General features: G+C 39.4%; 17 protein-coding genes and 1 tRNA gene. 8 read left to right on the forward strand and 10 right to left on the reverse strand.

Going from position 1 to position 21691, the window contains the following annotated elements:
* The first annotated feature begins 54 nt into the window (after nucleotides 1-54).
* Both ACE1ET_RS17555 and ACE1ET_RS17560 read left to right on the forward strand, forming a co-directional pair.
* A complete protein-coding gene (locus tag ACE1ET_RS17555; RefSeq protein ID WP_375729733.1) occupies nucleotides 55-1014 on the forward strand; it encodes a 3-hydroxyacyl-CoA dehydrogenase family protein in 960 nt (319 codons plus the stop codon).
* A 21-nt stretch (nucleotides 1015-1035) separates the two neighbouring features.
* Entirely contained in the window at nucleotides 1036-2247 is a 1212-nt protein-coding gene (locus ACE1ET_RS17560) for an acetate/propionate family kinase (protein WP_375729734.1), read from the forward strand.
* 126 nt (nucleotides 2248-2373) lie between these two features.
* Here the strand turns inward: ACE1ET_RS17560 and ACE1ET_RS17565 are convergent, their stop codons facing one another.
* The 7 genes from ACE1ET_RS17565 to ACE1ET_RS17595 all read right to left on the reverse strand — a co-directional run bounded on the left by ACE1ET_RS17565 (nucleotide 2374) and on the right by ACE1ET_RS17595 (nucleotide 11289).
* Entirely contained in the window at nucleotides 2374-2871 is a 498-nt protein-coding gene (locus tag ACE1ET_RS17565; protein WP_375729735.1) for a hypothetical protein, read from the reverse strand.
* 75 nt (nucleotides 2872-2946) lie between these two features.
* Nucleotides 2947-5331: a YVTN family beta-propeller repeat protein gene (locus tag ACE1ET_RS17570; RefSeq protein ID WP_375729736.1), complete on the reverse strand. Its 2385-nt coding sequence runs from the start codon at nucleotides 5329-5331 to the stop codon at nucleotides 2947-2949.
* 19 nt (nucleotides 5332-5350) lie between these two features.
* Nucleotides 5351-6856: a T9SS type A sorting domain-containing protein gene (locus tag ACE1ET_RS17575; protein WP_375729737.1), complete on the reverse strand. Its 1506-nt coding sequence runs from the start codon at nucleotides 6854-6856 to the stop codon at nucleotides 5351-5353.
* A gap of 13 nt (nucleotides 6857-6869) precedes the next feature.
* On the reverse strand, nucleotides 6870-7994 hold the full coding sequence (locus ACE1ET_RS17580; RefSeq protein ID WP_375729738.1) for an SDR family oxidoreductase: 1125 nt from the start codon (nucleotides 7992-7994) through the stop codon (nucleotides 6870-6872).
* 13 nt (nucleotides 7995-8007) lie between these two features.
* The gene (locus ACE1ET_RS17585; protein WP_375729739.1) at nucleotides 8008-8328 is read right to left on the reverse strand and encodes a LytTR family transcriptional regulator DNA-binding domain-containing protein; all 321 of its coding nucleotides are present in this window, start codon (nucleotides 8326-8328) and stop codon (nucleotides 8008-8010) included.
* A gap of 101 nt (nucleotides 8329-8429) precedes the next feature.
* Nucleotides 8430-9167: a LytR/AlgR family response regulator transcription factor gene (locus ACE1ET_RS17590; protein WP_375729740.1), complete on the reverse strand. Its 738-nt coding sequence runs from the start codon at nucleotides 9165-9167 to the stop codon at nucleotides 8430-8432.
* Between the two features lie 28 nt (nucleotides 9168-9195).
* The gene (locus ACE1ET_RS17595) at nucleotides 9196-11289 is read right to left on the reverse strand and encodes a tetratricopeptide repeat-containing sensor histidine kinase (RefSeq protein WP_375729741.1); all 2094 of its coding nucleotides are present in this window, start codon (nucleotides 11287-11289) and stop codon (nucleotides 9196-9198) included.
* A 518-nt stretch (nucleotides 11290-11807) separates the two neighbouring features.
* Between ACE1ET_RS17595 and ACE1ET_RS17600 the strand changes: the two genes are divergently transcribed.
* Nucleotides 11808-14021 carry a carbohydrate binding family 9 domain-containing protein gene (locus ACE1ET_RS17600; RefSeq protein WP_375729742.1) on the forward strand — a complete coding sequence of 738 codons (2214 nt, stop codon included), beginning with the start codon at nucleotides 11808-11810 and terminating at the stop codon, nucleotides 14019-14021.
* Between the two features lie 4 nt (nucleotides 14022-14025).
* Here ACE1ET_RS17600 and ACE1ET_RS17605 read toward each other — a convergent pair whose 3' ends face one another.
* From ACE1ET_RS17605 to ACE1ET_RS17615, 3 genes are all read right to left on the reverse strand, one after another.
* Nucleotides 14026-14217, reverse strand: coding sequence for a GIY-YIG nuclease family protein (locus tag ACE1ET_RS17605; RefSeq protein WP_375729743.1), 192 nt, complete (start codon nucleotides 14215-14217; stop codon nucleotides 14026-14028).
* Between the two features lie 94 nt (nucleotides 14218-14311).
* Complete coding sequence (locus tag ACE1ET_RS17610) at nucleotides 14312-14596, reverse strand: GIY-YIG nuclease family protein (RefSeq protein WP_375729744.1); 285 nt, start codon at nucleotides 14594-14596, stop codon at nucleotides 14312-14314.
* Nucleotides 14597-14655: 59 nt separating this feature from the next.
* Nucleotides 14656-14729: transfer RNA gene (locus ACE1ET_RS17615), tRNA-Asn, on the reverse strand.
* A gap of 104 nt (nucleotides 14730-14833) precedes the next feature.
* Between ACE1ET_RS17615 and ACE1ET_RS17620 the strand changes: the two genes are divergently transcribed.
* The 5 genes from ACE1ET_RS17620 (at nucleotide 14834) to ACE1ET_RS17640 (ending at nucleotide 21594) form a co-directional block, all read left to right on the forward strand.
* Nucleotides 14834-15808: an adenosine kinase gene (locus ACE1ET_RS17620; RefSeq protein WP_375729745.1), complete on the forward strand. Its 975-nt coding sequence runs from the start codon at nucleotides 14834-14836 to the stop codon at nucleotides 15806-15808.
* A 146-nt stretch (nucleotides 15809-15954) separates the two neighbouring features.
* Nucleotides 15955-17604, forward strand: coding sequence for a S41 family peptidase (locus ACE1ET_RS17625; protein WP_375729746.1), 1650 nt, complete (start codon nucleotides 15955-15957; stop codon nucleotides 17602-17604).
* Between the two features lie 171 nt (nucleotides 17605-17775).
* Entirely contained in the window at nucleotides 17776-20247 is a 2472-nt protein-coding gene (gene priA, locus ACE1ET_RS17630; RefSeq protein WP_375729747.1) for a replication restart helicase PriA, read from the forward strand.
* 24 nt (nucleotides 20248-20271) lie between these two features.
* The gene (locus ACE1ET_RS17635; protein ID WP_375729748.1) at nucleotides 20272-20751 is read left to right on the forward strand and encodes a low molecular weight protein-tyrosine-phosphatase; all 480 of its coding nucleotides are present in this window, start codon (nucleotides 20272-20274) and stop codon (nucleotides 20749-20751) included.
* Between the two features lie 9 nt (nucleotides 20752-20760).
* Entirely contained in the window at nucleotides 20761-21594 is an 834-nt protein-coding gene (locus tag ACE1ET_RS17640; RefSeq protein WP_375729749.1) for a fructosamine kinase family protein, read from the forward strand.
* Nucleotides 21595-21691: the final 97 nt, after the last annotated feature.

Below are 21691 nucleotides of genomic sequence, written 5' to 3' on the forward strand. Positions count from 1 at the left end.
CTGATACTTGATACATGATACCTGATACTGAATATGGTAGAAATAATTTAAAATATGTCAGATATAATCATTGAACCCATAGAGAAATATGGGTTAAGCAAAAAATCATCGAAGAAAACACTGTTTTCTAAAATCGGTATTATCGGTTGCGGGCAGGAAGGGCAGAATATTGCACGAATTGCTGCCATCAGCGGGCTGGAGGTCATTTTTATTGAAGTGAACCAATCCAAAGTACAACTGGCAATCGACAATATCAGTAAGGAACTGGACAGCAGGGTTGAAAACTGGGGTTTAACACCTACGGAAAAGAAAGTTATCCTGCAACGCATTTCAGGTGCTGTAACCTACGACAAACTTATTGGTTGTGACTTCGTGATAGAAGCGGTAAGAGCCAATGACAAAACAGGGGAACGGTCAATCGAAGTTCGTAAAGAAATTTTTAAACGGGTTGAGAAGGTCGTTTCTCCCGACTGTATCATTGCTACAAATGCAACTACTGTTATTATTACAGAACTTGCTTCTGAGCTTGAGCACAAGGAACGCTGCCTGAGTATTCACTTCATGGTATCATCTCCTGAAGCACGAATTGTAGAGGTTGTTAAAGGTGTGTATACATCCGAGGCCGTTTATAACAAGGTAAGCCACTTTGTGAAGCTGGTTAACAGAAGTATTGTTCCGGTTCAGGAATCCGTAGGTTTGGTAAGCATTCGTTTGTTTATCACATTACTGAACGAAGCATGCGATACACTGATGGAAGGTGTAGCTTCGAAAGAAGACATCAACAAGCTCACCAACGTGGGGTTTGGAATCCGTCACGGTATTTTTCATCTGGCCGACATTATGGGGCTGGAAAAAATTGTTCGCTGGGGTAATAACCTCTTCGAAGAATTTGGTGAAACCAAATACAAACCATCTCCTCTTATCAAGCGTCTGGTAAGAGCCAAACACGGTGGTGTAATCGATGGCCATGGATTCTTTAAATATGATGAAAACGGTAAACGCATTCCGGAATAACAACCTGAAAAGTAAGCAAAAATGAAGATATTAGTATTAAACTGCGGTAGTTCATCCATAAAATACAAACTGATCAATATGACCGATAAGGAGGTCATGGCAACCGGTGTGGTTGAAAAAATCGGACTGAAAGGATCGTTTTTAAAGCACAAACGTTCAGATGGCACTAAAGCGCAGCTGGAAGGAGAAATTCTTGAGCATCAGGTTGGTATTGAGTACATTCTTGGTGTATTACTGAGTGAAAAATATGGTTCTATAAAAGATCTGGAAGAAATTGATGCAGTTGGACACAGGGTGGTTCATGGTGGTGAAGCCTTTAATTCAAGTGTATTTATTACCGATGAGGTCATCACAAAAATGGAGGAATGTATCGACCTTGCTCCTTTACACAATCCACCTAACCTGAAAGGTATTTATGCGATGCAGGAGCTCCTTCCCAATGTCCCACAGGTGGGTGTTTTTGATACGGCCTTTCATCAGACCATGCCGGATTACTCGTACATGTATGCCATCCCGTATTCATTATATGAAAAATATGGCATCAGGCGTTACGGTTTTCACGGAACCAGTCACCGCTATGTATCAAAACGTGCCTGCGACATACTAGGTGTGGATTATACAACTCAGAAAATCATCACTTGTCACATGGGCAACGGTGCATCTATTACAGCCATTAAAGATGGAAAATCCATGGATACTTCCATGGGATTTACGCCGTTGGAAGGTCTTATTATGGGAACCCGCTCCGGCGACCTTGATATCGGTGCTGTAAATTATATTATGGATCGCGAGAACATCGGAACGCGTTCAGCCAATACGTTGTTTAACAAACACAGTGGATTACTGGGGATTTCAGGTGTATCATCCGACTCACGTGAAATTGAAGAAGCGGCATACAAAAACAACAACAAACGTGCGCTGCTTGCCATTGAAATGTTCAACTACAGGGTAAAAAAATACATTGGATCGTACATTGCTGCCATGGGTGGAATTGACATCCTTGTCTTTACGGGCGGCATCGGTGAAAACTCGGATCAGCATCGTGAAGATATTCTGAAGGACATGGAATACCTTGGCCTTACCATTGATAAATCTAAAAACGATGGCATGCGTGGTAAAGAAATGGTGATCAGCAAACCTGAATCTAAAGTGAAAGTGATGGTTGTTCCAACCGACGAAGAACTGATGATCGCACAGGATACGCTGAATATCATCACAAAAATGAAGAAATAAGCAATAAATAAAAACACGACCCCAAAGAGGATCCCTGAAATTCGGGGATCCTCTTTTTTGCATATTAACATATCCCGGTCGGGATGAGCCAGATCAGAACATCCGGCCAAAGAACTGTTCACTGACTCATCTACCAAACAGGTATCTCACCGACAGGGCAAAGTTCGACAGAAAAACAACATCATAATAACTGTCAAAATACAAAGCATCTCTTGTATCAAAGGAGATTTGAACCGGAAAGTCAAAAGTATAGTTCAGACCAGCCTGAATGCCGCCACCGTTAAAATAGTGTTTTTCCGATGATTCATATGGTTTGGCATATGCCGAATTAAAATAGAGCCCCGACCCTATACCCGGTCCGGCATACCAACATAATCCGGGTTTATTCTTAAACGGAAATACAAAATGGTAAGCAATAAAAACATCAGTTGCAGCGCCTCTCGTACATACGAGCAATCCGGCATCAACTTCAAGCTGACTTTTTTCAAATGCATGCCGGAAGCTTCCTTCCAGCGTAATATTGTCAAAACTAAGACCTGCCCTTAAACCCAGACCATTGCTTTGAGCTGATGCAGGAAGAATTGCCGGCATGCAGATTAACAATGAAAAAACGAAGACTTTCATATGTGTTGTATTGAGGGTTAAAAAATCACATGCTCCTGTTTGGGAATTTATAAAATATTCCCGGCACAAAATACCCTACCTAACAATAAGCTTTTTGCTGATCCAAACATCACCCATCTTAATCCGGCACAGGTATATGCCACGTTCCAATGATGATATATCCAAAAACCACTCATTAAAGTCTGTATTACATTTTTGATCCAGTAGCTTTATCCCTCTCAGATCAAATATCTGAACACATCCGACATCGGATGCGGACATCAGCGTGATATAATTTTTTGCCGGATTGGGATAGATGGAGACAGTACTCTGATCGCTTTGCACAAAGGGTGTTCCTGTACCATGAATCAGACTACTGTCCCTTAATACGGAAATTTCAGAACCGTTTAAACATGCTACAAAAATGCGTTCCTGTTCAGGAATATACATCATGTTACAGGGATTTTCACCTACAGGAAAAGACTGAAGAATCTCATCTGAAGCACCGTCAATTACTGAGATATCACAGGAATACCAATTGGCACAAAAGATTTTATTATCAGCAGGATGATAACACAGGTTATAAGCAAAAGTTCCAACTTTTAACTCCGTAATTATTGAATTTGTAGCGCAGTTAATAATCACAACTTTACCAGACTCTTGAAGAGCACAATACAGTTTGTTTTCACGTGGATTAATTTCAAGATCCTTAGGCGCATCAGAAAGCTGTATTCTACTTACCATCTGATTCGTTTCACAATTAAGAACAACAATATCATCACCCATTGGCTTACCAATATAAAGAGAATTGTTCAGGGTATTATACTGTAATAATTCTGGATCTATTCCGGTGGAAAGATGCTTAACAATTTTATCTGTACTGCAATCAATAATGGTTAGATCGTTTGACCATGCATTCAAAAAGTACACGTAATTGTTGAGACTATTGTAATGTGAAGCATATGATTTTTTCCCTGTATAAACAGTACCGGTAACCTTATACGTATCCAGACTGATGACACTGATGCTAAAATTACTTTCATTAGAGCAATACAGCTTATTCATTGTGGGATTAAAACACAATGAGACAGGGTCACTTCCAACATCAATTTTATGCATGATCTGAAACGTTTTTGCATCCAGTATCCATGCCTGATCCAAACCCTTTACAGTTGTACAAAAAATATCCAATTCCTCTATATACAGTAACAATCCGATTTTTTCTTCAGGCAGAAATGTTGTTAATACCTCATTTGTATTTGCATCTATAACTGATGTAAGCCTTGTTTCAGAATCCATAACCAAAATATGGTGATTTAAACCATCGTATATTAATCCCTTCGGTCTGATCCCAACCTGTATAAGCTTCTCAACCTGATTCGTTTCTGCATTATAAATACCCATTTGGTTGGAAGACTGATTTGCTGTAACTATTTTGTTAAGCGGTTCGGCATAACATAATTTCCACGGAAACCCGTCCGATTTAATGGTATCTGTAAACACATTTGTTTCCCCATCAAGGATAAATAGTTGCCCCAGGTAGGCAGCCGCACATATAATCTTATTTTCAGTGCTGTTATACAGCAGTTCAGTAGGTATTGATGGCATAGAAAGTACGGAAAGAACGGAATGCACTGAACAGTCAATAATCGAAACACTTCTGGATGAAGCATCCATAGCGTAAATTTTATTATTAACGCTATTAAGGGCTAACATTTTTGCATCACCTCCGAGTGGGATACTGGCAGTTACAGTTTCTGATTCACAATCAATAACCTGTACTTTATCGGCTCTGACAGCACAATACAACAGATTATTAAACGCATTATACTTCACATCATCAATTCTGCCGTCAAGCTTAATAGTATTTGTTATTGAATCTGTTTTACCATCAATCACAATCACATTATCATCGTCTTGAATTCCACAATAAACCTTGTTTGCAGAAGGATTGAAATCCAGGGAATTCGGATCAACACCGGCTATAATTGAAGTAATCAATGTATCGCCACTGCCACTAATCACATGAACCCTTCCATTATACCTGTAATCAGATATATACATTTTATTTTCAGTGCTGTTAAATGCAAAAGTATACTGATTACTTTTTTCTGGGAATTCAATAGTACTCAGCACATTATTCATATTACAATCCACAATAGCAACCCGATTTCCACCCCATTCTGCACAATATAATTTATTCCCGACGTCATTAATCCCCATAAATCCGACAGGAAAACCGATCTCAACGCGGGATGTTTTTTCATTGCTTAATGCGTCAACAACAATTATATAATTCCCTTCTGTACCACCAACATAATAACAATTACTTTCCGAACTGAATTCAATACAGTTTGGCGATAATATCCCGCTTAAGTTATCCGGCAATCCAATTGTCGCCTCCACAACCTGGTTCTGAGGTATGCTTATAGTTGAAGAAAGCAACAAACCATTTATAATAAGTGACAGGAAACGTTTCATAACATACAATTAAGTTTATTCATTCTTTAATAAATTTGCAGAAGTAATTTGCTTCATTGGTAATAAGCTCAATGAGGTAGTAACCAGCCTCCAGACCGGGCAAGTCTATCCGGTTAAGTATTTCAGGGTTAAGCAATTTCACATACTGCCCATGAAGGTCCATAATTCTCACGGTTAACACATGAAAATCCTCTGGCAAAATAATCCGGATTATATCAGATGCCGGATTAGGACAGACTATAATGTCGGGCTCATTGACAGAATGTAAACCTGTACTTCCCAACTCAGAATAATAGTAGTTTAATTTGGTGTAAGGCTCAAAATTACCTTCCTCGTCTATGTAGTTGGTTTCTGTTTGCGGCGCCGATTCAAACTTACCGGAAAACTCAAACTCGGTTTCAAAAGGCAGTGCAATATTTAAAAAAGATATTCCTGCAGTGCTTTCATATTCGGATCTTAACAAAACCAACCAGGTACCGGTGCTTTTTTCATATTCTGAATAGCTATGCGACAACATGTTATAGTTACTGTCATACACATATTCATTTTTATCATAAGGCACAAACTGTTCCGATTCATGACTCCAGTGCGCACTCAACACTGAGGTCATATTCCCGTTTTCGTTAAATGCATACAGGTACTGATAACTGTTATACCATATACTGTCTTCATCATTCCATCCAAAGGAGTTGTATTGAATCCTTTGATTATTTGAATCATAACTGTTCTCGCATTTCCAGTTAAATATCCATTCGTCGTACCAGTCGTAATCTGTTTCCCTTATCCAGTTACCGTTATCGTCATATTCGTAAACCCATTTTGAATCCTTAATCCATGTCCCGTCAGAACTCTGAAAATCATACCGGATTTCTTCTGTCAGATTTCCTTTATCATCCCATGTGGATTCTGTTTTTGAATTTTCATCCCAACTACCGCTCCAATCATAATCAATCTCATATACAGGATAAATGCTTTCATTTTCATAAAAATATTCTGTCCTGCAATAGGGCTCCAGCACATCGCCATCCTCCTCGTATTCCACAATTGAAATCAACCGGTTGTCATCATCATATGTACGTTCAGTTTTTGCCGTTTCAACCCATTTCTCTTCATTTTCATCCCAGTCACGGATCAATTCCGAAAGGTTCCATCCAGCACTGTTATAAGTCATTATATATTCCAACCGGGGCTTCCATTCTTCTCCATTCCAGAAATGATGCATTTCCTTCAAAACATTACCGAACGAATCATATTCGTATATTTCACGTTCGGTAGTTGTCTCAAAAAAAGGATCATCCGTTTCATAAATTGTTTCGGTATAAACAGAATCAAGCTTATGCGTTTTTGCGTCTGTCCAACTGTTTTGTTTGGCATATTGATCCGAAAATGATCGCTGATCAACACGGTCAATCCCTGAACTTTTAACCGATTTACGAACTGGTTTCATTAAAGGGATACGTTCATTCTGAGCTGTAATCAGACCGGAGAACAAACAAAACACAAGGGGTAAAATCAGAGGCTTCATATGTTTCAATTTTTTAGTGGGATGGTATTTTCTGCCGTTGGATGACCTTCATAAGATTACTGTAAAACACATTATATGTGGAGGGCAAAAGACTTTTATTATATTCCGGCGGCCAAACTGCTTTAAGGTGATTGACCTTATCAAGCAGATAGTAAAAGTTTCCGGGGATAAGAAAATCAAATTTTCGTTTATGAATACATGAATCCCGTAACTGTTCCCTTGTGGTATAGCTCAAACCCAGTAACCGAACTGCCGTATGTTTAAATAAATCCTCAGTTACAGGCTCTTCAAGTACTGGTCTGATAAACTGAGAGCCCTCTTCTCCTGACTTTTCTTTTAAAAGATTGTCCAGCATAATTTCGGCGAGTTTATCTACAGGTATGATCCTAAATGTGAAATCTATATATGTACCGCTGACAAGAAAAATCTCCAGGATATGCCAGATGGAATAATTGGCCGGACAAATTCCCTTTTCTTCAGAGCCTAAAACCAATGGAATATCATAGATACACCCGCTCATTCCCTGCCTGAAAGCATTGCTGATAATATGGTTGGCCACCCATTTAAAACCAGCATAACCAGACTGCCAGGCATTAGAATTCAGTTTTTCAAAATCTTCATCATCGGTAAAAAACCCGGCATTATAGGATGATGGATAATGCAAACTTTTAGGATATTCCGGATCACAGCAAAAAGACAACATGTGCTCCAGCTCCGGCAGCCATATATCCCTGAAGTGTCTGTATGGATAATGGTAAACGGGATTCATTGCCAGGTGAACCACGTATCCGCATGTTTTTCGCACCTCATTATAAGCCTCATTTTGCAATCCCATGTGCGGTTTACAAACATCGCCTGTATGTATAACATACAATGCATCCTTGAATTCCCCTAGTTCGGCAAAATTAAACGCATCCTTCATACGCCGGACTGCAGCATTTTCATCTTCTGCCCTGATCAGCAAATGGACAGGACCATTCCACCTTTCTCCAAGCAGCTTCACGAGATGAATTCCAACAAAGGAATTAGCCCCTGTAATAAATATTCCTGAGCGGTACGCGGATGAATCTGCGACTTTAATGTCCCGGATTTTTGAAATCAACGGTTCCTTTCTTATATCTTCTACTGTGGGTTTCATTATGGTTTTCCTGTTATATATGATCTTTTAATAGCGTAAGTAGCTGGTCCCTGGCATCAGGTAATAAGGGGATGATATCCCCGTTTTCGAGCTTTACCGTATCGGGTTCTGTACCGGGAATCTGAGCGATATGATTAATATTGATGATATGTTTGAAATGAACCCGGATAAATCCCAGATCCTCCAGATCGCGTGAGAGTTGATCCATTTCAGCATCAATATGTTCTGTATTGCCATTTTTGAAATGAACAGAAATATCTTCGGTGTCATATTCAAAGCGGATGATATCCTCAGCTTTATAAAAATGAATATGATCTTTGGCTGCAATTTTCATTGGATGTGATTTTGCAACATAAAATTACGACCAACGCAGTGTCGGGTCAGGTTTACATTATTATTTGCAGGGGGTGATTTATTATTTGCAGCAGAAGAGCTCTACATCATTTCGAACAGCCGGAACAAATCATCCCTTTTCCGTGTGGCGACCGGAACTTCCGAATGATCGTCCATAACGAGGTAACCACCATCGTTTTTGTCATAGCGAAGAATATGTTCCATGTTCACCAGGTGTGACTGATGCGGCCTGAAGAATCCGGCATAGCTTAAAAGCTCGTCGTATTCCTTTAGTGGCTTCGATACGATGAGTTTCTGCCTGCCGCTAAGGTGAAATATGGTATAGTTTACATCGGCCTCACACCGGATGATCTGAGGCACGTTAACAATATGGATACTTTCAGCCGTTTTCAGTACAATTTTTTTCAGTTTGTCAAGGTTATGCAGCAAGGCATTAAGTTTCAGGGAATGGTCTTCCTTATTAATGGTGTCCTCAGCTTTTTTTACAGCATCGAGCAAATCTGACGCAGTAACAGGTTTAAGAATATAATCGAGCGCACTGTATTTAAACGCCTTAACGGCATATTCCTCATGTGCAGTTATAAACACAATTTTAAAATCAATGGCATCAAAATGCTTCAGAATATCAAAACCTGAGCCGTCCGGCAAATTAATATCCAGTAAAACAAGATCAGGTTTTTTCGATTCTATGAGCTGCCTGGCTGATTCTACGTCACCGGCTTCGCCAACAACCATCAGATTAGCAGTACTCAATGCCAGAATATTCCGGATTGTTTCTCTTGCTTTAGGTTCATCATCTATAATTACAATTCTCATCATATTGGTTAACCGGTTTTAAATTTACGGATTAATTACCTTTCAGAGGTAATGTAATTTCCACCATGGTGCCTGTCGCATGACCAAATTTATTGGTAAGATCTTCTATTCTGAAGTCAAACCTTTCCCGGTATTTCCCGGAAAGCACCATCAAACGGTCCCTTGTAATCTGCATGGCCAGTGAAGCATGCTTATCTCCCGGCTTAAGTTTTTCCGAAGCATCCCTGCCAATTCCATTATCCTTAACCTCAATTCTGATCCGTTCCTTTCCTGAATTTATATACCTAATCTCCATCAATCCTTTTTCAGTTAAATGTCGTAATCCGTGTTCAATGGCATTTTCAATAAACGGCTGTGCAAACATAGGAGGTATCAGATATGCATCTTTATTCAGCGATTCATCCACCTTGAGTGTGTAGTTGAATTTATGATCGAACCGGAGCAGCTGAAGATCAATGTAGGTTTGCATTGTTTTAATCTCTTTGGATAACGGTACAAACTCATGGCGGGAGTTTTCAAGTGTCAACCTTATCAGATCAGCAAATTTTGCCAGATAATCGCCTGCGAGCACCGGTTCCTTTTTATAAATATAACTCTGAATGGCGATAAGCGAATTAAAAATAAAATGCGGATTCATCTGTGATCGCAACAGTTGTTGCTCCAGCTCCATAGCCTTATGTTTCTCTTTCAGCTTATTCTGGACGTACAACAGGTAGCTGATAACAATAATCAGAATGATTACTGCCCCGAGCGCAAACAACATTCTGTTCCTTCGGCTCAGCTTCAATTCCTGCACCTGGGATTGCTCTGTTAAAAGGCTGAGTTGCTGATCCTTTTTTTCAAGATTATGCCGGATCTCCAACTCTTTAATAGCCTTGTATTTCTCGCTGTTGAATAAACTGTCTTTTAACTGCATTTCCTCCCTTGCGTAGTACAATGCATCTTTATATCTCCCGGTAGTATCAAGGTAAGCCGACAATGCATGTCCGGTTTCAATCCTCAGATCCAACGCTCCTAGTTGTTTGGCTTCCTCATAAGCTTTTTGAAAATACGTTCCTGCTGTTTTAAAGTCCCCGCTACGTAACGCTGCATTACCAAGCCTGCGTTTGGATTCCACTTTGCTTTTCCTGTCGTTCTTCTTTTCTGCAATATCCAGGGCTTTCATAAAATATTGTTTTGCCTCATCCAGATCATTTTCATGAAGGTAGGTATCCCCTAATAAAAGATAACATTCATCCATCTCATGCTGGTAACCGGTTTCCTCATACAACTTCAGTGCCTGGAACAAATATTTCCTTGCTTCCGGATAGTCTTTCTGCATTATTTTTACATAGCCAATATTCAGATTAATTACAATCTGACGAATCATATCATTAGCGGATTTCCCCAAATCAAGGGATTTGTTGTAATAATCCAGAGCCGGTTTATAATCCCGTTGTTTCTGGTAAATTTCACCTATATTCTGGTAACATGCAGCCAACCGACGGTCGTGTTTTAATCGCTCCAGGGTTGACAAGGCCTCAAAATAGTAACCTTGTGCAATGGTCAGAAATCCTTTCTCCTTGAAAACGTTGGCCATATTGATCTGACAACTGACTATCCATGAGGAGTCTGAGGTATGTTTTGCCATATCCAAAGCAAGATCGTAGTAGGTTAATGCCTTGTCATAATCTCCCTGGTTTTTATAAACAATGCCAATCTCACTGTTACATTCCGAAAGCAGATCCACATCATTAATTGCTGTAGCCACCTTTAAGGCTTCACCAAAGTTAACAAGCGCCTTGTCGTAATTATTCCGGTAGAAATATTCAATCCCCAATTCTATAAATGCCCTGAACTCAAACCGTTTGTAACGCAACAACAATTCCGGCTCGCATCGTTTCATTTCATCCGAATCCTTCAGATTATTTTTTATCAGATCCAGTGCTTTTGAATAATAATGCACCAATGAGTCAGATGGTCCGTCAATGAATTGATTCCCTTTTTCAAATAATGAAATAACGATGGATGTATCAGGAATGAATCGGGTTTCCGGTTCAATACCATAAGAATATCTGCTGTTCAGTACAGATGCGATGAACAACCATGGTATTATAACAAACAGTCGGTCTGAACGCAAAAACATGCCGGAGAGTTTATACAAATATAGGGTAATTGAACCGATTGAAAGAACTCTTTCTCAGGGTTTAAGGCATAAATGATAATAAATTTTCCATTCCTTTTCACAACCTAATATTTTAAATATAAATAGTGGAATTAAAATGCCATAGAACTTAATAATGTTTGGTTGAAGCAAATTTTCAAACTAGAATGTATTAACTCGTTATAACAGACAAATCAAACTATAAAATTGATTATAAATTTATTAAATCAAATATGGTATGTTTTTTCAAACACAAGCTCAAATGCACTGGCATTAACTAACATAAAAAAACTCTGAATCTTTAGATTTTAATTGTTAAATTTATACGTATTAAATAATTGACATACTGGCTTCGAAGAGAATCTTTGCAAAGAAGTAAAACTAACATGACTATTATTCCACCTGATGATTAACATTTTAATTATCAGTACCTTCTCAATAACTGAAGACGTTACTTCAGCATATCCTACGCTGTAAGTGAAACTTATAAGAATACCAGAATGAAATATAAACTGAGGACGCTCCTTTTACTGGGTGGGGTATCTTTCTTAAATCTTTCTTTTGGACAAATTCAATGGGAAATACACCAGCTTTCTCACGATATAGTTTTCGATGGAAAACCTGACGAAGAAGCATGGGGTGATGTAGAACCGTTTCCAATGGTTACTCAACAACCGGTTTATGGAGAATACCCATCACAAAAAACGGATATCAAACTTGCATACGACGGACAAAATATCTATCTCGGTGCATCGCTTTACGTTGATGATCAAGATAAGATTAAAGCCATTGGTAAAGTTAGGGACTTTAACAGTCGATCCTGCGACTGGATAGGACTTCAACTTGATACTTATAATGACAATCAGAATGCGTATATATTTTTTACTAATCCAAATGCTGTCAGATGGGATGCTACTATTAGTAATGATGCTGTTGCCGGAAATCAGGATCCAATTGATTTAAACTGGAATACATTTTGGGAAGTTAAAACAGTAATTGGAGACCTTGTATGGTACGTAGAAATGAAAATTCCGATTTCAAGTTTACGTTTTGAAAAAAAAGATGGAAAAACAATTATGGGATTTAATATAATAAGATACCTTCCTTCCACTAACGAAATTTATATTTTCCCTGACACACCTTATAATTGGGGTGATTATAGCCAAACAAAACCATCGACATATGCAGATGGTATATTCCCTGGAATGAAGCCCAGAAAACCTCTTTATATAAGCCCATACATATTAACAGGGATGGAATATACGAATGAAATAAATGACGATGGCACAAGGTATGTTAACAACAATAAATTTAAATTAGAGCCTGGGTTAGATATAAAATACGGTATAAATACCAATACTACGCTTGACTTAACCATAAACACAGACTTCGCACAGGTGGAGGCTGATGCACAGCAATTTAATCTTTCAAGATTCAGTTTGGTTTATCCCGAGAAAAGAAAATTCTTCCTGGAACGGGCAAGTGTTTTTGACTTTGGAATGGGTGGCCCTAATACCTTATTCTATTCCAGACGAATAGGATTATACAATGGGGACCCTGTGCGAATACTTGGAGGTGCCAGACTTATGAGCAGCAATAATGGATGGGATTTTGGCTTTCTGAATATGCAAACAGCTAAATATACGGATCTGCCCTCCGAAAATTTTGGCGTATTCAGAGTAAAGAAAAGGGTGCTGAATGAGAATTCCTACACGGGTGGCATGCTTACCTCCCGAATTGGGGTAAATGGAACATATAATATTGCTTATGGAATTGATGCAGTGCTTAGAATGTTTGGGGAAGAATACCTAACCATAAGATTCGCACAGTCATTCACTGAAAAAACTAAGTTTAACCCGATCTCTATAGATCCTGCAAGACTTTACATTGACTGGACACGACGCAAAAATAAAGGACTATCCTATTCATTGATTTATGTTAATTCAGGTATTAATTTTGATCCTGGTATAGGCCTTGAAGTTTTTAACGATTATTATGTTTATCAGGCACAGGTAAAACATACATTTATTCCAAACGCAAACTCAAAATTTCTAAACCATTACCCTTCACTCACAACTTATACCATCAACGATGTAAAAGATAATACCCTGTTGACCTATTTATTAAATGTGGGATGGTACTTTACCGGCAAAAAAGGATGGCAAGGTTCTTTATCCATGGAATACAACTACGAATATTTAAAGGAAGATTTCAAAATAACCGATCTGATTACTATTCCTACAGGTGGTTACAGATTCAAAGATATGATCATTACTCTGACTACTCCCTCCAGAAACTCCTTTAAGGCAAACAGCACACTGCAGGCAGGACAATTTTATGATGGCGTAAGGGTATCGCCACAATTAAACCCAACCTGGAACATATCCAACGGCGTGGAGCTAGGAGCGACATATGTTTTGGATTATCTGAATTTTTCATCAAGAAACACGAAATTGACCAATCATATTTTGGGCGTTCGTGGATTATACATGCTTAATACCAAATTTTCTTTTTCAGGTTTTGTACAGTACAATACTGCCATAGAACAAGTGATCTCAAATTTGAGACTCAGATATAATCCAAAAGAGGGAACTGATCTGTATCTTGTATTTAACGGAGGAAGAAACACTTATCTGGAAAGACAAAGCCCAAGGCTTCCATCATATTTTTATAAAACCTTTATGCTTAAATATACGTACACCTTTAATCTTTAGTTTACTACTGCCATAGACGGCCAGGGAATTCGGAACACAAAAAATATGTCCCCATAAGCTCCCAGGGGCGATACTTACTCGTGAATTTATTTACTGCCGAATTATTATGTTGATATAGCCTCTGTTCAATATTACCGGTGGAACCTACATAATACTTATCTGCTGATTTGGAATACAAAATATATACGTAATACATATCCTCAGGTTTTAAAAAACAAAAAAGGATGCTCTCTCGAACATCCTTTTTTTATGCTCCTCATCCCGACGGACGTCGGGATACGACCTACGGATTAATCAGTAAATTTCTTAATCAATGCATCAATACTGCCCCGGGTTACAATATCTTCAACATATTTGCGGCTTTTTTGCTTTTTAATATGCTTTTCGATTTGCAATGCAACTCTTTTGGAATCTCCTACTTCAAAGAAAGACATAAGCTCCCAGGGGCGATACTTACTCGTGAATTTATTTACAGTCGAATTATTATGTTGATATAGTCTCTGTTCAATATTACTGGTGGAACCTACATAATACTTATCTGCTGATTTAGAATACAAAATATATACGCAATACATTTTCTTAGATTTTGGGCTATAACAAAAAAGGATGCCCTTTCGAACATCCTTTTTTTATGCTCCTCAGGTAGGACTTGAACCTACGACCTACGGATTAACAGTCCGCCGCTCTAACCAACTGAGCTACTGAGGAATTTATTTATTACCTTGTGCTTTTCTTTAAAAGCGATGCAAAACTAAAAGGATTTGTTTAATTATGCAATATATTTGCAAAAATATTTCTAAAAATAATTTTCAATGAAAAAAGTACTTGGATTAGGCAATGCGCTGGTGGATATCATGCTACCGAACAGTGAAGAAAAGTTATTGGATGAGCTCGGCCTGGGCAAAGGCAGCATGACACTAATTGATAATGAAACACTGATTAAAATTGACAGCCTCACCGCTTCATTATACCAGACCAGGGCAACAGGAGGCTCGGCAGCCAATACCATAAACGGTTTATCGAAACTGGGCATTGAGACCGGTTTTATCGGGAAAGTCGGCAAAGATGAAATAGGTACTTTTTTTGAATCCGATCTTATCAACAATAAAGTCAAAAGTCACCTCCTGAAATCAGATACGCCTGCCGGCAGGGCATTCGCATTTGTTACGGCTGATTCAGAGCGCACATTTGCCACTTATCTGGGAGCTTCTATAGAGATGAAACCGGAAGATCTGAATAAAGACTGGTTTTCAGATTATGATTATTTATATGTGGAAGGCTATCTTGTTCAGGATCACAACCTGATTGAAACCGGAATGAAACTGGCCAAGGAAGCCGGACTCAAGATCGTACTGGATCTGGCCAGCTATAATGTGGTGGAAGCCAACAAGGAATTTCTGGCTAAACTGATCACTAATTATGTGGATATCGTATTTGCCAACGAAGAAGAAGCCCTGTCATTTACGAGCCTTGCTCCTGAAGCAGCGCTGAATGAGTTGGCAGAGAAAACTGAAATTGCTATAGTAAAAACAGGAGCGAAAGGTTCTTTAATTGCTCAGAATAAAACAACAACTAAGGTTGATCCTATAAAAGTTACCCCCATAGACACAACAGGAGCCGGAGATCTGTATGCAGCAGGATTCCTTTTCGGACTGATCCACGGGTATTCACCAGCCGAATGTGGCAGGGTGGCATCAGTGCTTTCAGGGAATGTAATAGAGGTTCTGGGTGCCAAAATGGACGAAAAACGTTGGGATGCCATCAAAGAAGTGTTGGCCCTTTCATAAATATTAAGGTTCAAACGAATAAAAGTGAAAAAATAATGCACCTTAACAGATTGTGTTAAATTTCATTAAGCACAGGACCCATATAAACCACATAGTATTATTTTAGTTGTCTGATAACATAGTAAAATTCGAGTAGAATGAAATTTATGAGGAAAAGAAACATTGCTATTGCTGCTGTTTTGGTAGTAGTAGTTGCATTTTTCGGATTTAACAGCGACAAACGGAATTTTGAGATTGCCAAAAATCTCGATATTTATTATTCTCTTTTCAGGGAACTTGATCTGTTTTATGTTGACTCCATAGAACCGGAAAAATTGATAAAGACCAGTATTGATGATATGCTGGAGCAACTGGATCCATATACAGTTTATATTCCCGAAAAGGATATGGCTGATTTTAAATTCATGACAACGGGTGAGTATGGAGGAATTGGATCACTTATTTCACAACGTGACGGTTACGTTATGATTTCTGATCCTTACGAAGGTATGCCGGCTGAAAAAACAGGACTTAAAGCGGGTGATCTTATCATGGAAATTAACGGACAGAAAATGAAGGACAAAAAGGTTTCTGATGTAAGTGACATGCTGAAAGGAACCCCGGGAACTTCTTTTCATATTACCGTGAAACGTCCGGGTGAAAACAAACCACTGGAATTTGACATCACACGCGAAAAGATTACGATCAATCCGGTTCCGTATTATGATATTCTCAAGGATGACATCGGTTATATCAGGCTGACAAGCTTTACAGACAAAGCATCCGATGAAACCGAAAAAGCATTACTCGACCTTAAAGCCAGAGGAGCAAAAGCTATTGTACTTGATTTAAGATCAAACCCTGGTGGCATTCTGGATGAAGCCGTTAATATTGTCAACCTCTTTGTCCCGCGTGGCGAGGAAATTGTATCAACCCGTGGTAAAGTTGATGACTGGGATAAGGTATATAAAACAACAAATGATCCGGTTGACCCGGATATACCATTGGCCGTACTGGTAAACAGTAATTCTGCTTCTGCTTCAGAAATTGTAGCGGGTTCTATTCAGGATCTGGACCGTGGTATTATTGTAGGATCGCGAACATTTGGAAAAGGTCTGGTTCAAACTACACGACCATTAAGTTATAAAGGACAGCTGAAAGTAACTACAGCCAAATATTACATCCCAAGCGGACGTTGTATCCAGGCTCTTGATTATTCACACCGCAATCCTGATGGCAGCGTGGGACGTGTTCCTGATTCATTAATATCAACGTTCAAAACCAAAAACGGACGTACCGTAAAAGATGGCGGAGGAATATTACCGGATGTAAAATCCGAGTTTGACCGTCCGGGAAATGTCACTATCGAACTGATTCGTGATTATATCATTTTCGATTATGCCACACAGTATGCCAATAATCATAAAAGCATACCATCACCGGAGAATTTTACATTCAGTGATACAGACTACAATAACTTTATCGCTTATGTGAAAAGTAAGGATTTTGATTATGAGACTAAGAGTCACGAACAACTTGAAAAGCTAAAAAGTACTGTTGAGGCAGAAGGATACAATAAAATATCCCAGGAAGAAATAGACAAACTTGATTCCCTGCTGAAGCCGGATCTGGACAAAGATCTGAATGTATTTAAGAAGGAAATTAAGGATCTGATTGCTCAGGAAATTGTAAAACGGTACTATTACCAGAAAGGAGAAGCCAAAGTAGCCCTGAAAGATGATGTTATACTGGATAAAGCAATTGAAACCATTCAGGATGGCAAAGATTACAGGAAAATACTTGCTATAGCAGAATAAACATACCAACATTATAAAATATAAAAACCCCGGCGTTTGCCGGGGTTTTGTTTTATTAAATCCTCCGTCCCGATATATCGGGACACCTCCTTTTGAAAAAGGAGGACAATTATCATTTCATTGGTAAAATTCAATGTTTCTTTTGCAAACACTTTTTATCAAAATTCCTTTTTGTGTACATTTGTTACCATCGCAAACATGGATCATAACTATATCGTTGATGTACTAATCCCGGTTCCGGTAAACGAACCTTTCAGCTATCTTATTTCAGAAAAACCTGATAATTTGACTGGCTGCAGAGTTATTGTGCCGTTTGGTAAGCGCAAACACATAACCGGTATAATAATTGGGGTCAAAGGCGAAAACGAGACAAATTATACGTTGAAAGAAGTCACGGAAATTCTGGATGAACTACCTGTCATTTCATTAAATGATCTTAAATTCTGGCAGTGGATTGCAAGCTATTACATGTGTACCATTGGCGAAGTAATGCTCGCCGCACTTCCCGGAGGTTTACTGGTTGAGAGCAACAGCATCCTCACCCTGAACCATGACTTTGAATCGGATACACGATTCGAGGGCAATGAAGCCAAAATATATGAGTGGCTGACCGCCAACAAAAAGGGAGAACTCAAAAAGATTGAAAAGTCGCTTGGCATTAAAAACACATTTCATTCAGTAAAAAAGTTACTGGATTCTTCTGCTGTAGTTCTTGAGGAAAATGTAAAAGAACGGTACAAAACGAAAACAGAAACCTTTGTCACCGTTGCTGATATGTTTAAAGATGACGACGTACTCGAAGCATTTTTCAGTTCCTTATCCAGGGCCCCGGTTCAGGAACAGCTACTGATAAGTTATTACAGCCTGAGCGAAGAAGAGAATGATCCGTTTGTTCCCAGGCAACAGCTCACAAAAGGAGGACGATATACTGCCTACAAAGCGTTGCTTAAGAAAGGCACTTTTGTAGAGCACGAAATAGAAATCAGCCGGTTGGAAGAAAAAATTCCGGTTGTTGAACCAAATCCATTAACCCTATGGCAAACAGAAGCATTTAACTCAGTAAAATCGCAATTTGAGGACAAGTCTGTCGTTTTGCTTAAGGGCGCTTCAGCCAGTGGCAAAACGGAAATCTATATTCACCTGATTAGAGAACAAATAGAACAAGGCAAACAGGTTTTAATGCTGGTCCCCGAAATCAGCCTGACGACACAGCTTAGCAAACGGTTAAAACGGGTTTTCGGATCACAGATGGCCATCTTCCATTCCAAATTCAATTTTGATAAACGTACAGAACTCTGGAAACGCATCTCAAAAGATTCGCCCGTTTCGCTCGTTCTCGGTGCCCGGAGTGCACTGTTTCTTCCTTTCGAAAACCTGGGACTAATCATTATTGATGAAGAACACGAACGAAGTCTGAAACAACAGGATCCTGCTCCACGCTACCTTGCACGCGATGCAGCCGTAATGCTTGCTGATATGCTTAAAGCCAAAGTATTGCTTGGAAGTGCAACACCATCAGTAGAAAGCATTCACAATGCTCAAACAGGCAAATATGGGTTTACAGAACTGACCCAACGTTTTGGAAATGCCACTGCTCCGGAGATTAAAATTGTAGATCTAACGCAATCTTACAAAAAGAAAAAACTCAGACATCATTTTTCGTATGAACTGATTGATGCAATGAAAGAAAGTCTTGAGGCTGGCAAACAAATTATTCTTTTTCAAAACAGACGGGGTTATGCCCCAATTATTGAATGCCGTGCCTGTGGTTGGGTTCAGAAATGCAAAAGCTGCGATGTACCTATGACCTGGCATTTCGACAAACACCTGATGGGCTGCCACTACTGCGGGTCAACACGTAACGTTATCCGCGTATGCCCCTCGTGTGGAGAAGAAGCACTCATGAATAAAGGATTCGGCACTGAAAAAGTGGAAGAAGAAATTAAGGTTATCTTTCCCGATGCCATTACCAAACGTTTCGATGCGGATACCACAGGTGGGTTAAAAAAAATGGAAAAACTTCTGAGTGAATTTGAAGATGGTGAAGTAGATATTCTGGTTGGAACCCAGATGATTTCACGTGGACTGGATTTCGATAATGTTGGCCTTGTAGGTGTATTAAATGCCGATAATCTGCTGAACTTCCCTGAGTTCAGGGCATCTGAAAGAGCGCTGCAAATGTTGATCCAGGTTTCAGGTCGTGCGGGCAGGCGTGCGGAACAAGGTAAGGTGCTGATCCAGACTCATCAACCGGATCATCCTGTGATTCGTACATTGACGAACGGTGAATTCATGGCTTTTATTGAATCTGAACTTGAAGAACGTCAACTGTTCAAATATCCACCTTTCAACCGGGTTATCGACGTTGTTCTCAGGCATTCCAACCAGGAGGTACTTCACCATGCAACCCAAACTTTTGCCCAAATCATCCGAAAAGACTTAGGCGCTCGTATTCTGGGCCCCGAAGTCCCGGCCATAAGCAAAATAAAAGGAATGTACCAGGAACGTATTCTGGTTAAATCTCAAAATCCGGGAGAACTAAAACGGATCAAAAACGTTTTATCGGAAGGAATGCATTTGACCTTAAAACAGAACAATATCCCCCAAACGATCAAATTTATTTTTGATGTTGATCCAAACTAAATCAGAACAAAAACAAAACATAATATGAATATCCTATTCGTCTGTCTTGGTAATATTTGCCGCTCACCGAGTGCCGAAGCTGTGTTTAATGGATTGATCCGAAAAGAAGGGCTGGACCATCTATTTCATGTGGACTCCGCAGGTACTATGGCTTATCACGCAGGTGAAAATGCCGATGCCCGTATGCAGAGCCATGCCATTAAACGCGGTTATAACCTTACCAGCATTTCACGTAAAATTCAACCGGAAGATTTCGAAACTTTCGATCTGATTGTTGCCATGGATAATGCCAACTTCAGAGATTTAAAACGTATGGCTCCGGACAAAGACGCGGAAAACAAAATCGTAAAAATGACTGATTTTAGTCATGAACATAACTACAGCGAAGTACCTGACCCGTATTATGGCGGTGCTACCGGCTTCGAGCTGGTACTTGATCTTCTGGAAGACTCCTGTAACGGGTTGTTACGATATGTTCAAAAGAAAAAGCTGGCGGGGGAATAATTTATTATTATGAAAATTCTGAATTCCGAAATCATAGAAGAGCGCTCTCTCGGAGGAGGATGTATTGCCAATGCCAGAAAGGTGAAACTTGCAAACGGGATGACGGTATTTGTAAAATCCGGCACCAGTCCTGAGTCGTTTCGTCTCGAAGCCAATGGACTGAAAGAACTGGCAAAAGCAAAAGCAATCAAAATACCGGAAGTTCTGCATTTTGATTCAGAGATGCTGGTTACTGAATATATTGAGCAGGGATCAAAAAAGCGGGACTTTTTCGAAACATTTGGACAACAGTTTGCACGGTTACATCAGTTTCATGCATCGGAATACGGTTTTTTTGAAGATAATTATATAGGAGCTACACCACAATTGAACCTGGCCAAAGGAGAAGAAAGAACCGACTGGCTTGCATTTTATTTCAATAAGCGGCTGAAATTCCAGTTTGAGCTGGCACTTTCCAATGGCTATGGTGACAACAGATTTCAGAAGCTATTTTCAAAACTGGCTGATAAACTTCCTGAGATTATTGGCGAAAGCGCAGAGGAACCAGCTCTGTTGCACGGCGATTTATGGGGAGGAAATTACATGGCCGATCCTGAAGGCGATCCGGTTTTGATTGATCCTGCAGTCTATTATGGTCACCGGGAAGCAGACCTTGCCATGACAAAACTCTTCGGTGGTTTTAATCCTGACTTCTACACTGCCTATAATGCTGAGTATCCCTTAAAAGAAGGATGGGAATACCGTGAAAATATCTACAAACTCTACCATATTTTAAACCACCTTAATCTATTCGGTTCCGGGTATTATACACAGGCTGTTCATCTGATGAGTTATTATGTATAACCGACATAATAAGTATCAACAAAAAAAGCCTTCCAGATTACTCTGAAAGGCTTTTCTATAAAATGGCGGCGACCTACTTTCCCACAATACGCAGTAT

This window comes from Quyinboa mangrovi (assembly GCF_042219825.1).
Taxonomy (GTDB): domain Bacteria; phylum Bacteroidota; class Bacteroidia; order Bacteroidales; family UBA5342; genus JBHJHP01.